We start from the raw sequence: 15,862 nt of genomic DNA, 5'->3' as shown, positions 1-15,862 counted from the left end.
CGATGCCGCATACCTTGCTCGAGATCGAGCGTGAGCTCTCTGTCGGCGATCCGGCGCTGGTCCGTGCGGCGATTTTCGCGCTCGTGTATGCAGGGCACGTGGACGCGGTTGATCTGCGTACCGAGCCTCTGTCGTTGCTGACGCGCTTCGTCGCAACCGAGGCGGCATGATGGCACGTCGCAAGCCGGAATTTCAGACACTGGATCCGTCGACCTGGCCGACCATCGCGTGGACCGAGTTTGATACTGCCGAAAGGGAATTGGTCCAGGTGCGTATGACAGCGATCGAGCAGTATGCGCGCGGCGCTCCGATCAAGGAGATTGAGCAGAGCACGGGGGTCAACCGACGACAACTTTATCGCCTGCTCGAGCGCGCACTCGCAGCGCACCCGGACGGTCGCCTCTATGGCTTTCGCGCGCTGATCTTGCACGCGCGCGTTGCCGATTACGTCCGTTTGAGTCCAGTGAAACTGAACGGCGAACGCGGTAGCCGCGGCGCCGCCGGCGCGCTATCGCAACTGTTCGAGCGATTCCCGGTGCTCGCGGCGTGGCTGCAGCTGCAAATTAAGCAGCGTCGTGTGGCGTTGATCGAGATCCGTACCGGCGGCGAATTGCGCACCCGCTTGAGCGGCCTTCAAGGACTGCATGCGAGTTTTCTTCTGCAATGTCGCCAGTGCGGCCTCACGGCCGCCGATTATCCGTTCAATACGGCGAGCCACGCGATCCGATCGCTCTCGGCCCGCGTCAAAAGCGAACTGCTGAGCGGATTCGGCACCGCTGCGCGTGCCGCTGGCGCGACGCATCTGAAAGGCCTGCCGCACAGCGATGATTTCGCTGCACCCGCCGCGACGCGTCCCTACCGGGTCGTTGAATTCGACGGACACCGGCTTGATATCCGTCTCAAGATCGTGATGGCCGATCCGCTCGGTTTTACGCACGAGTTCGAAATCGAACGCGTCTGGTTGCTGGTGATCATTGACGTTTGCACACGCGCTGTGCTCGGGCATCACCTCGTTCTGGCTCGCGAATACAGTCGCTACGATGTCATCAAAGCGATCGAAGCGGCGCTCGAGCCGCATCGAGCCCGGTCCTTCACGATTCGCGAACTCGGCTACGGTCCCATGGATGGCTACCCGTCTCAACGCATGCCTGAGCTGGCGTACGTGACGTGGGAGCACATCAAGCTCGACAACGCGAAGGCGAATCTCGCCACCGAGACGCTGGCCGCTTTATGCGAGTTCGTTGGCTGTCAGGTCGCGGCCGGACCGAAGCACAGTCCAGATGAGCGCCCTTACATCGAACGGTTCTTTGGCACGATCGCCACTCGGTTATCCTCGCGCTTACCGGGCTACACCGGCAGCCATCCTCGCGATTTGCGTCGCGCTTTGTCGGACCCAAAGGGCAATCTGCGCTTGTTCGTATCCTTCGACGAGCTCGAAGAGTTGGTCGAATACGCAATTGCGAGCTACAACGGCACGCCGCACACCGGACTCAACAACGTCTCGCCGCTCGAGGCGATGGAATTGTTCGTCCGTGGCCGACACACGCTCGTGAACTGGTTGCCGGAGCCCCGCCGTCGCACGCTGTGCCTGATGCAGTCGGCGAAGCGCTGTCGTGTCCACGCCTATCTGAATCAGGGTACCCGACCGCATATCAACCTCTACGGTGTGCGGTATTCGAGCCCCGTTCTGGCTTGCAGCACAGGGCTCATCGGTAAGCAACTGCTCGTCTACCTGAACGCGGACGACTTGCGCAGTGTCCGTGCGTTCCTGCTCGACGGCACCGAATTAGGTGTCCTCGACGCGCAAGGTGCGTGGCGCGTCGTGCCGCACAACCTGACCTTGCGACAGGAGATTCGCAAGGCCCAAGGCCGCAAGCGTCTGCGGGCATCGCTGGATGCCCGCGGGATCGAGAAGTACATCCGTGCCAAGTTCGAGCAGGCCGGAAAAACCCGTCGGGCTGCGTCCGATTTGGCGCAGGCGGCTCGCATCCTGGCGGCCGCGCCGATCGTTCGGACGCCGCCGGGACCGATGTCGACATCGACGTCCACGTCCACATCGACCGCTGTAGCCTACCCGGCCACCAGTGTCGTCCAGCCCGAAACCCCGCGGGTGCGGGCACATCCGCACAAGCTGAAGATCGGCACCGGTCAGGTAGGTTGATCCACCGTTTCCGAGAGGAGGACACCATGTCAGTTGAGGTTCCACGTCCCATCGATCCGGCGTTGCATCCCTTGGCGACCGGCAATTACCGGATCGCTACGCCGGCCATCGAGGCTTTCTACGATCTTGTTACGAAATGTTTGCGCTATCGCATCATGGGCGCGCTTATCTATGGACCGCCGCGCATTGGCAAGACCCGTGCAATCGAATATCTGCGATTGCTGATGGCCCGAGATCTGCCGAAAATCACCAGCTACCACGCGCAGTGCGAACACAAGCCGCGTCACGCCGAAGGTCCATTCTTCGTGAACCTGCTTGAGGCTGTCGGAGACCATAACCCGAACGCAGGCGTCGGATCGGCTAAGCGCATGCGTCTGACGTTGCGCATTCGCGAGGCTGCCGCCCGTGCGGGCAGCGGTACCGTGCTGCTGTTTTGCGACGAGGCGCAGCGATACAACGAAAACGAATACGAATGGTTGCGCGACGTTCACGACGCGCTCGATCGCCAGCAAATCAAGCTGTTCACGTTTCTCGTCGGCCAACAGGAACTGCTCTCCCAGAAAACCGCCCTGCAGATTGCCGGCAAGACGCAGATCGTCGCGCGCTTGATGGTGGAAGAGCTGCCGTTTTACGGGATTCGCAACGTCGACGATGTCGCGACCTGTCTGAACGGTTACGACCAGACCGCGTATCCGGAGACTAGCGGCTGGAGTTTTACGCGATTCTATCTGCCGCAGGCTTTCGACGCTGGCTATCGCTTGCTCGATGACGCGGGTGAACTCTGGCGGGCGTTTGAGGCGGCCCACCACAAGGCCAGTCTACCGGGCCGTCTCGAGATTCCGATGGAGTCGTTCGCACGTGCGGTCGAAATCGTTTTGAAGGACAGCGAGTTAATGGATGCGCCGGGTTACTGTCCCGAGCCGGCCTTGTGGCAGCACGCAGCGCATCAATGTGGCTACATTCAATCTCGCCATGCGACCGGCCACGTCCTCGCCACAGCGTAGCGGAGCGTTGCTCCAACCGCCGCGCCTGCCGATTCGTAAGCGATCGAATAACGACGCCCTTGTGTAGAAATCGCTGCACTCTGATGCTACGTGTCCACGTGGACAGCTGGTATCAGAGTGTATGAGTGAGAAACAAGACCTACGGAGCCGATTGGTCGTCGGGCGGAAACGAGATGGCCGCCGGGAATATGACGACGCCGCTCGTGATGAATTGGTACAGATCTGCCTGCAGCCGGGCGTTTCAATAGCCCGGACGGCCATGGAGCATGACCTCAATCCGAACCTGTTACGCAGCTGGATTGCGCGCTACCAAAAGATGCAGGCCCAGCTCGAACATGAGCGAGTGGCCCGGACGCCTGCGGTTTCTGACGGCGTTGCGATCGACCTCCCTAATACGCCATCGGCGTTCGTGTCAGTCGTAGCGGTTTCCCCTTCGTCACCAGCAATGCTGCCGGAGCCGTTACCTCCGGTCCGAGCAATGGCACTATCGTTACACGTGCGCCTGACCAATGGTGTCGAGTTTGACCTTGGCGAGGCGAGCGTCGACGAACTGGCCACCGTGATTCATATGCTCGGGAGGCTGCCGTGTTCCGGTTCGACGAAGGCTTGAAGGTCTACCTGCACCGCGATCCTGTCGACTTCCGGTACGGCATGAACAGTCTGGCGATTCTCGTCGAGCAATCGATGCGACTGAACCCGATGGATGCCTCGCTCTACGTGTTCGGCAATCGACGTCGCGATCGAATCAAGATCCTCGGCTGGGGTGGCAACGGCTTCTGGTTGCTGCTCAAACGACTCGAAGCCGATCGCTTCGTTTGGCCGAACGGAGGTGACACGATCACACTCAGCACTGAGCAGCTGCACTGGCTGCTCGACGGAATCGACCTTGCCGTGATCCAGAAGCATCCCCAGCGATATTACGCGCGAATGAGCTGAACACCACGCGCATGGCATGGTCTAACCGACCATGCCGAACACGCCCGTCATGCTGAGCGCCGAGGAGTACGAGGCGCTGATTGCCGCGAGCGCCGAACGTGATGCGCTGCGGGGCGAACTTCGGCTCGTGACGGCCCAGCGCGATCTGGCCGAAGGGAAACTGCGGGCCTACAAGCACGAGCTGTTCGGTGCATCGAGCGAGGCGCGCCATGCCGACCAACTCGGCCTGTTCAACGAAGCCGAGGCACTGGCGACGACTGCCAATGCGCCCGCACGTGAAGACGTGCCAGGCACGTCGGTCGCAGCCCATACGCGCGGCAAGCGCGGGCGCAAACCACTTGATCCGAACTTGCCGCGCGAGGTCGTGCGGCACGAGTTGCCGGCGTCGGAACGGTTCTGCACGCATGACGGCCATTCCCTCATCGAGATCGGCGTGGAAACGAGCGAGCAGCTCGACGTGATTCCCGAGCAGGTGCGAGTCGTTCAGCACCAGCGGGTCAAGTACGCTTGCCCGTGCTGCGACCTCGGTATCAAGGTCACGCCGGCGCCGACGCGCATCATTCCGCGCGGGCTGCTCACGGAATCCGCACTCGCGTGGATCATCACCGGCAAGTACCAATACGGCATGCCACTGTATCGCCAGGCCACGCTGCTGCGTCGCTTCGGCGGCGACATCTCATCGAACACGCTGGCAGCGAGCGTGGTGCGAGTAGGGCTGGCCACCCAGCCAGTAATCAACCTGCTGCGTGACGCGCTGCTCGAATCGAACTTGATCTATGGCGACGAAACCACGTTCCAGGTGCTAAAGGAACCGGGACGAAGACCGCAGGCGAAGAGCTACCTATGGGCGCAGGTCAACGGTGTGGGGCCGCCCGTGCGGATGTTCTCGTACTCGCCAGGGCGCGGCGCCCAACATGCACAGAAGCTCTATGCCGGCGTGCAGCCCGGCACTGCGCTGATGACGGACGGGTACGAGCTCTACAACGGCATCGCACACGATCACCAGCTCGTGCATCTCGGATGCTGGGCGCACGTGCGCCGCGGCTTCATCAAGGCCGAGGAGTCGGTGCCGAAGGCCGCACGCTCGCCGGATCTGCTTGCGACGCGCTTCATTATGCTGATCAGCAAGCTGTTCGCTGCCGAAGCGCGTAGTGCTCAATGGAAGTCAGAGCGGCGGCAGCGATTGCGTGCCCGATACAGCGCCCCTGTGCTAGCCGCCGTCGAACGTATGCTGGTTGAACATCTACCGGGTGTTGTGCCGTCGAGTTTGCTCGGCAAGGCATTGCAGTACATGAGCGGACAATGGCCCAAGCTGGTCCGCTACGTTGAGAACGGCAACTGGCCGATCTCGAACAACCTATGCGAGAACGCGATCCGCCCGTTCGTCGTCGGCCGCAAGGGCTGGTTGTTCGCCGACACGGTTGCTGGTGCGCAGGCCAGCGCCAATCTGTACTCCCTCGTCGAGACGTGCAAGGCGAATGGCATCGACCCGTACCGCTACCTCACCTGGCTGTTCGAGCATCTCCCGCGTGCGCAGCATGTCGACGACTATAGTGCTCTTCTGCCTTGGCACATCCCCGGCCATCTGCTGGGACGGTGATCCCGAGCGATGTCTCCAAGATCAAGTACGAAAGCATCGTCGGCTCAGGCCTTTACTGAGGTTCCTTCTCGCCAGTGGGCCACGCCTTCAACGACTGCATAGTAGACGATCACAAGGCCTGCGAGCGGATCCGCCCACCACCATCCTGCAACCGTATTGAGCGCGATGCCGACGAGCACGGCTGCCGCGAGATAAGCGTCGATCACGGTTACGCGTGATTCTGCGATAAGCACTGCGTTGTCCAGACGTCGGCCCGTGACAAGCTTGCCGCGTGCAAGGGCGAGCATAGCGATGACCGTTGCCGTAAGCCATGCAATGCCTGCGGGTGACGGTGCCGGTCGCCCGCCAGTGGTGAACACATATATCGTTTGAACCACGATATAGGGGTTCTACGCCGGAACCCCAGAAAACTCCGTCGTTCCACATGTGAACGTCAATCGGCTTGTTGCCCGCGCGTGACGCTGACTAGCTGGTGACGCCTGACTTCCACATAGCGCCAGTCCGCCGATGGGCGTCATCCACCAGCGATGCGCGCTTGCGGCGCTGCCGGATCGGCCCGCACCTCATTCGGAGCTTTCATCGGACAATGACTCACCATTTTGGTACGCGGTAATACTTTCTTGCGTCCCTACTATTAATGCGCGCCTATCAGCTAGCCCCCACTTTCCGTTAGTCTCTCAAACTCGGGCTGCTGCGCCACGATCATTTCCTCGACATCGGCATTCTTTGCACTTATAGAAATAACTCCGTCTGTTGTGTAAGCGCCAACAGGTTTATGGGCATCACGCGGTAATCTGCTATGCGTACGCTGAGCCTCGGCTTCGAACCCTTTGATTACCGGTTCCTCCTTTGCATTGGTGAGCTCACCTCGCGGCTGAGCACGCAACTCCTGTCTGTGCTCCCCATTGCTGGCGTGGTCCATTTCAAGCAATTCGGTGCCAGCAGCAGGAATTCGAGTCCCATTCACTGCCAAAAGACCTTGGTCCACGCCAAAATACACTACCATCAGGGTGTCGGACGGTGATAATCATGCGCCTCGAGATTGATTTATTGATTGGGGTCGTAGAAAAGCTCCTGGAGGAAGGCTGAAACAAGCAATCGAGAATCCTGAAGCAGGCTGCCGTCAGTTTTATCTTCATGCCGATGCAGCAGAGCCATGTGACCATCCTGAATACCGTTACTTTCCTGAATATAAGTATTCAGTAGCCCCCGCGTTTCCGGCGTGTCGAATTTCATGAAAGTTGGAACGGCTGGCATCGAATATCCAAAATCCTTAGCTTGGCCTAATTCCTGCGTACGTTCTTTGACCCATCTGTCTAGTCGATGGTTTTGCTCAGCAACCGTTGATTTTTGGGCCGGATTGCCTTTGATGGAGAGGGTATGTGCGGCCGAATTTTCCCGTCCGTAGCCAAGTAAAATCGCTGTAAGCTCGCCATCTTTGGAATATTCCTTTGTTCCAAGAAAAGGCAGAACATGTTGATGCAAAATTTGTTCACTACTCCATTCTGCGTTCAGATTAAAACGAGAAATAAAGAAAGGTTTGTTGGCGGTTATAACGTCGGTTGTATTTTTCAGATTGACGAGATATCCAAATTGCTCGTCTTCTGGCAATTGATCGTTTTTCGAAGAAGGAATGAGAGTAAATCCCGGCTTAACGCCTCCGAGGCTCGCACAGGCCGTCATATCTTTCCAGACACCTTCCTCAGCTTTCTCCTCTAGATAGAATACTGGCTTGGAGCCCCAAACGACATGACCAAGGCCATTTTTCGTAAGGTCATGATTGATATCCTGCACGGCGTCGTTCGGCAATATTCTAGACCACGCGGAAGATATCTCCATCAACAATGGATTAGCATAACCAGAAGCGTTCGGAACGCTGCCCATTGCGCCAACGTTTAATCTTTGCTGCCTAGCCGCCGATGATGATGGTCTTGGGGCTTGTGTCGTCGGTTGCATGGAGACGCCTGACGTGACAGCCTGTCCCGGGTGTCGCTGGGGTAGGCCTTGCAGAAATGCTGCACGTTTATCGCGGAATCCCCGGATGTCATCCGCTTGATAGGCTGGCCGTCCAGCGGGAAGCCTCTTATTGACCTCGTTTGTGGTGGACTCTGCGTCGTATCCTTTCCCAAGGTAATAGCTTGCGTTAATCTCTGAATTAGGCGATAGGGGGCGCATGACCGCTTCTGTGAATGAGTTTGGGGTTACGGCGTCTCTTACCAGAGGCGCGTCCATGGCAAGAGTGCCGCATAGTCGTCAGCCGTTTGCGCGCGAGGCAGCGCACTTCAGCAGTCTGCCAGTTCCGCATCCCGGCCTGCTGCAAATACGCGAAAGTCCGTAGCGGGCCACGAAATCGTGCAACTCGCTGGAGCCGGTACGGGCCGCGACCCTGCGCGACAGGCTGCTGGCAGCCGGACTGCCGATCTGAATCGTATCAGTGCAGATAATCCGGATTTGCGTGTGCCGCCAGTTGCCGTTAATGCTGGCCGGAATTCGCGTTGATTACAGGTTCAGCGCATTTCGATTGCAGGTCGTTACAGCTACTCGTCGTCGAGATCGAACAGCGCGCGATCTGCCGGACGGAACAGGAACTCATCCATCATCGCGTTAAAATCCGCAACATCCCACTCGCCGCGGTCGACACGGCGCAGCAACGCCTCGCCGGCCAGCACGATCTTTCGCTCGCGGTCCGCGCGCGTTTGTTTGACCTGCTGGCGCTGTGCCTTGGCGGCTGCCTTGCGTGCTGTCTTGATTTCCTGCAGCTTGTCGTCTGTCGCAGCGAGGCGACGTTTCAGCATGTTCATTCTGAAGGCCTGTGGGGTGGGCGGTTGCATATGTGTTGTGAGAGGGAGCTCAGCCGGTAAATGCCTGCCGGAACTGTCGTGCCCGCTTCACATCGTCGGTATGCAAATAAATCGACGTGATCGCAATCGATGCATGACGAAGGTTATCTCGCACGGCGCTCAGCTCGACGCCCTTCGCAATCGCATGGGTTGCATGGGTATGCCGCATCCAGTGCGGTGTCGCCTGCCGGAGTTTCTCAGTCAGCGCCGGATGGTCGTTTTCAATAATCTGCGCAGCGTGCCGGAAAAATCTGCGCATGACTTCCCACAGACGCAGGGGCTTGATGCCGTCAGCATCGGCGTCCAGGCTGCCGATCAGCGGCGTGGCGGGGTTCCAGAGCGCGCGGCTGACGGGTAATCCCCGTTCCTGAAGATACCGGTCCAGTGCGGTGCGCGCCAGGGGTGTCAAGGTAACCCGGGCTGGCTTGCCGCCTTTGCCGATCACGTGCAGCCAGTGGTCGCCGGCGGCGTCCGCCTCGACACTGCGCAAGGTTGCACTGGCCAGTTCGCTGATCCGTAGTCCAGTCGCGTAGCCGAAATCCAGCATGAACCGAAGTCGTTGCGCGGCGGCGGTTTGCCAGCCGTAGGAGCACTCGAGTCCGTTTGCAATGGCGCGCGTGAGCAGCCATTCTCCTTCTGTGAAGGCGTGCGCGGTTTCCAGGGCCATGGCGCGCTTGCTCCCGCGCACCTTGATGCCGGCAAAGGGGTTGGCCACAACATAGCGCTGCTCGACCAGCCAGCGGAACAACGCGCCAAGCACGGCCAGCGCATGGGCGATCGAACGGGCGGAAAGGTTATCGACGAATGGGCGCCAGTCTGGTGATGTGCGCGGTCGCGGTGGCCCGACCCAGCGTTCGCGCGGTGTGGGTCTGCGCAGAAACGCCCGGTAATCAGTTGCATCCCGGGTGGTCAGGGAAGACAGGGCCTTGCCGCGAGCGGCGATGGCCCACAGGATCAGGCGTTCGGCTTCCTTGCGGTAGGCGCGCTGCGTGGCCGGGGATTCATGCAATGCAAGCCATGCCTGGATAGCCTCGTAGTCGTTGTCAACGCCCAGGGTACAGCTCGACGCCGGGGCTCGAAATGCGCCGGCTGATCCGTCAACCTCGTGCGGTAGCCGTAGTTGTTCCCAGGGCGTGACGACGGACTGCCGGTCCGCGACGATCAGGGCGCGGGCGCGCTCGGTGAGCGCCGGGTGCGCGGCAAAGAAGGCCTCGATCCTTCTGGCGCTGGCCGGACCAAGACCCGGAATGACCGCCCACCACTGCCGGCGACGCGGAATCCGTACTGTGAGATCGGTCAGGGTCCGGATGCCGGCCGCGTTCAGGGTACGGACAGCGCGCGCCGGTAGCCAGCGCACAATGTCGTCCCCGATCTGCGGGGCTGGTGCGGGCATGGTGCGTAGTAGCTCGACAGCCAGCGAGGTGGCGCGCGCATGATGCATACGCTTGTCGGTCGGGCATTCGAACAGCATGGCCAGATCTGCCCGCTGTCGGTTACGGGCATGAAGCGCCAGTTGCCGGCGGATCTGGCCGATGACGCCGCGGGCTGACTGGCCATGGCTGAGCCGCTCGTGCAGGTATCGGTAGGCTGCGTCACGCGAGGATGCGCCCTCGTACCAGGCACGCAGCGCTGCCAGTGCGTCGGCGTCAGGAAAGTCGGCCGGGATGTCGGTGGTGGACGGGATCGTGAGGCGCGTTTTCATGTCATCGAGTTTAGTACAAAAACAACAATACAGAGATAATAAAGGTTATCTCTGTAGAATGCGGAAATTCAACATACCTGTCGTACCCCATGGTGGTGATCTCACAAAATCAAAGGATCTGGCGTTGCGTGGAGAGGATGGTCGATGATCAACAAGAATAAGCTGCTCAGCGTCCTTTCCGACGCCGAACAGGAAGCCCTGTATGGTCTGCCTGATTTCGACGATGCGCAGCGGCTGGAATACCTGGCGCTGACCGAATCCGAACTGGCGCTCGCCAGTAGCCGGCCTTCCATATCAGCGCAGATCTATTGCGTCTTGCAGATCGGCTACTTCAAGGCCAAGCACGCCTTCTTCCGCTTCGATTGGGACGAGGTCGAAGACGATTTCGATTTCGTGCTGAGCCGCTATTTCCACGGCGAGCCGCTCGAACGCAAACCGATCACCAAGCATGAATACTACGCTCAGCGCGAACAGATCGCTGAACTGTACGGCTATCGGCCGTGGGCGACCGTCTTCCTGTCGCAACTCGAGCAGCAGGCCGCGCAGATCGTACGTCGTGACGTGACGCCGGGATTCGTCGCCGCCGAAGTCATCGTGTGGCTCAACGAGCACAAGATAATCCGGCCCGGTTACACGACCTTGCAAGAGCTGATCAGCGAAGCTCTGTCCGTCGAACGTCGCCGGCTGGGCCACCTGCTCGCAGGTGTATTGGACGAATCGACCAAAGCCATGCTGGACCGGCTCCTGGTGCGCGATGATACCCTGTCGCAACTGGCGGCGCTGAAACAGGACGCCAAGGATTTCGGCTGGCGTCAGATGGTCCGCGAACGCGAAAAGCGCGCCACTTTGCAACCGTTACACGAAATCGCCAAGACGCTGCTGCCTCAGCTGGGTATCTCGCAGCAGAACGTGCTGTATTACGCGAGCCTGGCGAACTTCTATACCGTCCACGACCTGCGCAACCTGAAGGCGGACCAGACGCAGCTCTACCTGCTGTGTTACGCGTGGGTGCGCTTCCGACAGCTCACCGACAATCTGGTCGATGCGATGGCTTTCCATATGAAGCAGCTCGAAGAAGAAAGCAGTGCGGGCGCGAAACAGTCCCTCATCGCCGAGCAGGTAAAGCGCCATCGAGAAACGCCGCAGATTGGCCGCCTGTTGTCGCTCTATGTGGACGACAGCGTAGCCGATCCGACGCCGTTCGGCGAGGTGCGTCAGCGCGCCTACAGGGGTTCCAAGCCGGAACCCCATATAGCCGGCCAGCGCAATGAAGGCAGCTCCGATCATCCGCAACGCAAGCTTCTCCTTGTTGCCCCCGGCACCTGTCAGATGCCAGACAACCACGACAGAAGCGAATATCTCAATCAGAGAATCGAGCCCAAAACCTGCGAGAGCCACTGAACGCGCGGCCAGGGCAGCAAAGCCGACGATCACGACACCAACGACGTTCCATCCCAGAGTGATGTACTCAAGAGCAAGTCCGCGGCGCAGCAGTTGACTCTGTTGGGAATGATCCGCCGCGCTCGGCCTCTCAGTTTGACGTTCCATAGATGCAAGCTCGAAGATGTACCGAGGTCGACAATATAGCGTATCGAACTCCATCGAACGTCGGGCGACATCTTGCCTGAACGATTCAACTCGAACGACGATGTGTCAGAGAGACGTCGTTGAAAGACCGCTTACGGATAACCCCCTTATCACGACGGCACGATCGCCTGCTCAAACTCCGGTTTCGCACAACGCGTGACAGGGGCTGTCAGCGCTGCAACGGCGCTGCGCGGGAGTTGACACTGGTCATCGCAACACCGAGGCCGGTGACAACTTTAATTCGCGACGTGCAACCTCATGAATTCACGACGGTTTCGCCCTTCATCTCCGACGCGAGGCGGCGAAGTGACATTTTTACTTCGCAAACGGTGACGACTTTATTTTGGCCTACGATACGGGGGACTGGCAGTCCGCGAACAGTATATGTCTACCGCGGTCAAGCAAGAAGGGGAAACACTCGGATGAGATGCTCGACCAAGGTCCGGCATCTCGCGAACCGCACCGTTGATGAAGGTCTCCAGGAGTCGGCAAAAGTATCAGTCCGCTTTCCAGCTACGACGACGTTCTAGTTCAGCATCCGCTCGTTAGGAACGTCAATAACGTCGCCTGCGTAAAACGCGGCCCGACGACAAAACGACTCAACTGCTGCGGTTGCTTGTTCGGCCGACTAACCCGCGCTCGCGCGCCCAGACGATCGCCTCGCCGCGGCTGTACACGTCGAGCTTCGCGTAGATCGTCGCGACGTGATTGCGCACGGTGTTCGGCGCGAGCCCGAGACGGCCGGCGATTTCCTTGTTGGTCAGGCCATGGCACAGCAGGTCGAACACGTCGCGCTCGCGCGCGGTCAGGTCCGACGGCTGGGCGCCCGCATCCGGCGCATTCGCGCGCCGCACGTTCGCCAGCTTCTCGATCAGCGTGCGGCTGAACCAGGACGCATCCTGCATCGCCGTTTCGATCGCGTAGACGAGCTCCATCTCGGTACGCTTGCGGTCGCTGATGTCGAGCAGCGCGACGAGCAGGCAGTCGCGCCCGTGAATCGCGACGGGGCCGGACGACACGACGCAATCGCGCACGTCGCCTTCACGCGTGCGGATCCGCACATCGGCGTTGCGCACGTTGCCGTCGCGCGCCAGCCGGTCTTCGATGCGCTGCCACGCGGCGCGTTCGGCCCACAGCCCGATCTCCTCCGCGAATTTGCCGAGCAGGTCGTCCTGCGGATGGCCCGTCATTGCGGCGAACGCGCCGTTCACGTCGAGCAACGGCCGTGACGATCGCGGTGGGGACCGGTGCCATCTGGAACGCCGTCGCGGAGCGTTCCTCGCTCTGCCGCAGTGCACGCTCGGCCTGCTTGCGCGGCTCGAGATCCATGAACGTGAACAGCATGCACGCTTCGTCGTTCATGTCGATCGGCTGCCCGGCGACCACCATGGCCTTCGTGCTGCCGTCCGCGAGCTTCAGCACGGCCTCCATCTGCGGAATCGTCGCGCCTTCGCCGAGCCGCTCGATCGCGAGTTCGCGCCGCTCGGCCTGTTCGAGCACGTCGACCTCGTATACCGAGCGGCCGAGCACGTCTTCATGCACTTGGCCGGTCATGTCGAGAAAGCCCTGGTTGACCTTCACGTAGCACAGGTCGTCGAGCCGGCAGATCACGGCCGGCGCCGGGTTCGCGTTGAAGATGCGCTCGAAGCACTCCTCGGCGCTCGCCCATTCGGTTGCGTCGTGCACCACGAGCGCGAGGCAGTTCGGTTCGCCGGCGGCGTTCGTCAGCACGAGGCTGCGGATGCGGTGGACCTAGCTCACGCTTTCGTCGGAGGCCGATTCGACTTCGACCGTCACGTCGCTGAACTCCTCGCCCGCGATCACGCGATCCATCGGATTTCCCGGTGCGTTTCAGGTGCAACTGGCGGCGGTCGGGATACGACTTCAGCGCCTGTTCGTTGTCCAGTTCGTTCATCGGTTCCTTGTCTATTTCGTCCCGTCATCTTGATGGCTTGATCCACCATCTTCGATGTGGCCATGTCAGAAGACGCTCTTTTGTTCGGCAACGAAAGGTAGATACTAACCCATTGTTTTATATGAATAGTTATTTGGGGCCATAAGGCAAGGTCTTGTCAGGCTTAAAGGCGTCCAACTGGAAAAACGCGCGGGAATCAAAGGCACCCCAAATGGTGCCAGCCTCATTGGCTTACACTAATCAAACTCGTAAATATTGGACATATTATAATAAGGATTTTTTATAAGTTCTCCATATTTTGGACCGTCAGAGCCGACTGGGTAGGCACCTCGAATGTCGCGAGACTTAATCCATATTGGCACTTGGATTTCTTCCTCGCTATAATACATTGACTCCTCGCCTTGGCCATAAATTATTTCATTCGCATATGTTCCATGAGGTTGAGGGTCAATCACGAATACCCAATGTCTATTTCGCTTTTTGCAAAACATTTCAGCAACCTCTCTATTGGGTGTGGTCGAGAGTCTATTCGATACGAATTCTCGTTGGTGCTTGAGGGCGGTGCCTAAGATTTTACCTTCTTCTGCGATTCCGCGGGTCGGCAATAAAAGTCCATCTTCTCTGAAAACATTTATTGGGCTCTCGTCTGCAGATCGAAAAAGTGGGATTTTGCAAAAAATGCTGTGATCTTCAGTGATCTGATTTGTCTCGTTAAAAGCCGCGCTAATTTGTGAATTCCACTCTAAAAATATATCCAGAGCCTTATTGACGTCTGGCGTTGCCGGATTGCCATTAAAATGAAAAATGACTACTTTATTAGCTTTTAAATATTCACGCCTCATGATGTCGAGCGAAGACATGTCGTCGATTTGATTGTGCGAAATATTTACCATTTTTATGGTCGACCGACTGCGTATCACGGCGGCGAGTTCTGATGTATTACTCAGCCTGTTATGGGAAAAATCGAGACCACGTATTTCTGATGGAAGCGGTGGAAGGCTCGTTAAACCCAGCTTACTAAGGTCTAGTTGGGTTGCATAAATAAGCTCCTCTTCTAATTGTAGAGGCTGTGATTTGTAACGTCTGCGGATTAATTTTTCTGCTTGTGATGTGAGTTCTCCACCCGCAAATTCTTCTAGCCGCTTGATGGCTCCCAATCGGTCTTCAGCTTCGCCTCCTTTGGCGGCCCAGCTAGCCCATCTCTTTCGTAATTCTCCGAGTTCAGTAGCATCGAGAACTTGTGGAGTTTCGGTCGAATCAACCCCGTATATTCTATCCTTGTTTATCCTCGATGTGGCACGTGTCGTAGGCTGCAGAAACCGTTCCGCTGTTGCAGGAAACGCACTTGAGCCAGGCATTGTCGCTGCGGGAAAAGAACCGCGCTGGCGATTGACCGTACGAGGGGCAAGTCCTTCGAGCCGAGTACTCGGTTGAGCGTGGCTTGATCTCCGATTGACATGAAGCCGATTGGCGCTTGCGTCGGTCGGATCAGTGTCTGATGCCTCCAAGGTGTAGCTTTCCCACGGCGAAACCGTTGAGATTTTCTTTGACGGAATGCAACCCATTTTGGTTCACGGAAGTTATAGGTACAGGTGCTATATTTACTGCAACTCTTCAATGCTTTACGGTCAGACGAGAAGTATTGGCTGTAAATGCGAAGTGAACCGGCCAGCCTTTTGGAGTTGCCCCTGTAATACCGGACACAGCGTCACACTAAGGTTGCTGAATCCATCGAGCGCCGGAACTCGCGAGGCGAGCGGTATTTCAGCGCGCTATGGGGATGCTTGTCGTTGTAGTGCTCGAACGCGATGGCCAAGTTGCGTGCAGCAGTCGCTGCGTCCGGCTTCGGCATGAAGGCGACGTAGTCGCGTTTCATTGTCTTCACAAAGCTCTCGGCCATCCCATTACTTTGTGGACTGCACACCGCTGTGGTCAATGGCTTCAGGCCGATGGCCACTGCGAACCGGCGCGTGTCATCGGCCGTGTAGCCCTGACCCTGCCTCGTTTTCACGTACAGCATGTCATGCAGCAGCGCGTACGGTTTCGTATTCGACGGGAGTGCAGTAGTCGATCGACGTGTGCATGCGCTGTCGATTGTAATAGCCTTCGATCCAGTC

At 58.7% G+C, this 15,862-nt stretch carries 12 protein-coding genes and 3 pseudogenes; 6 read left to right on the top strand and 9 right to left on the bottom strand.

Annotated elements, in window-relative coordinates; translation table 11 throughout:
* Positions 1-169 precede the first annotated feature (169 nt).
* From G3O00_RS30300 to G3O00_RS30280, 5 genes are all read left to right on the top strand, one after another.
* Positions 170-2,161, top strand: coding sequence for an integrase (locus G3O00_RS30300; RefSeq protein ID WP_206145226.1), 1,992 nt, complete (start codon positions 170-172; stop codon positions 2,159-2,161).
* Between the two features lie 26 nt (positions 2,162-2,187).
* Positions 2,188-3,165, top strand: coding sequence for an ATP-binding protein (locus G3O00_RS30295; protein ID WP_206145225.1), 978 nt, complete (start codon positions 2,188-2,190; stop codon positions 3,163-3,165).
* Between the two features lie 121 nt (positions 3,166-3,286).
* Positions 3,287-3,775 carry a transposase gene (locus G3O00_RS30290; protein WP_206145224.1) on the top strand — a complete coding sequence of 163 codons (489 nt, stop codon included), beginning with the start codon at positions 3,287-3,289 and terminating at the stop codon, positions 3,773-3,775.
* Positions 3,751-4,101, top strand: coding sequence for an IS66 family insertion sequence element accessory protein TnpB (tnpB, locus tag G3O00_RS30285; RefSeq protein ID WP_206145223.1), 351 nt, complete (start codon positions 3,751-3,753; stop codon positions 4,099-4,101). The genes G3O00_RS30290 and tnpB overlap by 25 nt, the downstream gene beginning before the upstream one ends.
* Before the next feature lie 31 nt (positions 4,102-4,132).
* Positions 4,133-5,701, top strand: coding sequence for an IS66 family transposase (locus G3O00_RS30280; protein WP_206145222.1), 1,569 nt, complete (start codon positions 4,133-4,135; stop codon positions 5,699-5,701).
* A gap of 44 nt (positions 5,702-5,745) precedes the next feature.
* Here the strand turns inward: G3O00_RS30280 and G3O00_RS30275 are convergent, their stop codons facing one another.
* The 5 genes from G3O00_RS30275 to G3O00_RS30255 all read right to left on the bottom strand — a co-directional run bounded on the left by G3O00_RS30275 (position 5,746) and on the right by G3O00_RS30255 (position 10,243).
* Positions 5,746-6,078, bottom strand: coding sequence for a cation transporter (locus G3O00_RS30275; RefSeq protein WP_346779010.1), 333 nt, complete (start codon positions 6,076-6,078; stop codon positions 5,746-5,748).
* 275 nt (positions 6,079-6,353) lie between these two features.
* Positions 6,354-6,707: a hypothetical protein gene (locus tag G3O00_RS30270; protein ID WP_206145220.1), complete on the bottom strand. Its 354-nt coding sequence runs from the start codon at positions 6,705-6,707 to the stop codon at positions 6,354-6,356.
* Between the two features lie 41 nt (positions 6,708-6,748).
* Complete coding sequence (locus G3O00_RS30265) at positions 6,749-7,657, bottom strand: hypothetical protein (RefSeq protein ID WP_206145219.1); 909 nt, start codon at positions 7,655-7,657, stop codon at positions 6,749-6,751.
* A 581-nt stretch (positions 7,658-8,238) separates the two neighbouring features.
* Positions 8,239-8,502 (bottom strand): hypothetical protein, encoded by a 264-nt coding sequence (locus G3O00_RS30260; RefSeq protein ID WP_206145218.1) that lies wholly within the window; start codon positions 8,500-8,502, stop codon positions 8,239-8,241.
* A gap of 49 nt (positions 8,503-8,551) precedes the next feature.
* Positions 8,552-10,243 (bottom strand): site-specific integrase, encoded by a 1,692-nt coding sequence (locus tag G3O00_RS30255; RefSeq protein ID WP_206145217.1) that lies wholly within the window; start codon positions 10,241-10,243, stop codon positions 8,552-8,554.
* Positions 10,244-10,387: 144 nt separating this feature from the next.
* Here G3O00_RS30255 and G3O00_RS30250 point away from each other — a divergent pair.
* Positions 10,388-11,473, top strand: a pseudogene (locus G3O00_RS30250) (DUF4158 domain-containing protein); the annotation flags it as partial.
* A 956-nt stretch (positions 11,474-12,429) separates the two neighbouring features.
* On the opposite strand, the pseudogene G3O00_RS43980 reads toward G3O00_RS30250, so the two are convergent.
* The 4 genes and pseudogenes from G3O00_RS43980 to G3O00_RS44175 form a co-directional block, all read right to left on the bottom strand.
* Positions 12,430-13,745, bottom strand: a pseudogene (locus G3O00_RS43980) (helix-turn-helix transcriptional regulator).
* A 236-nt stretch (positions 13,746-13,981) separates the two neighbouring features.
* On the bottom strand, positions 13,982-15,310 hold the full coding sequence (locus G3O00_RS30235; RefSeq protein WP_206145215.1) for a hypothetical protein: 1,329 nt from the start codon (positions 15,308-15,310) through the stop codon (positions 13,982-13,984).
* Positions 15,311-15,453: 143 nt separating this feature from the next.
* Positions 15,454-15,732, bottom strand: a pseudogene (locus G3O00_RS30230) (integrase core domain-containing protein); the annotation flags it as partial.
* Positions 15,733-15,766: 34 nt separating this feature from the next.
* Positions 15,767-15,862: IS3 family transposase (locus tag G3O00_RS44175; RefSeq protein ID WP_346779005.1), on the bottom strand; the 96-nt coding region annotated here is incomplete at its 5' end.

The sequence above is a fragment of the Burkholderia sp. Ac-20384 genome (assembly GCF_017104605.1).
GTDB classification, from domain to species: Bacteria; Pseudomonadota; Gammaproteobacteria; order Burkholderiales; family Burkholderiaceae; genus Burkholderia; species Burkholderia lata.
Note: the sequence above shows the minus strand (reverse complement) of the source record. Positions and strands in the feature narration are given on the sequence as shown.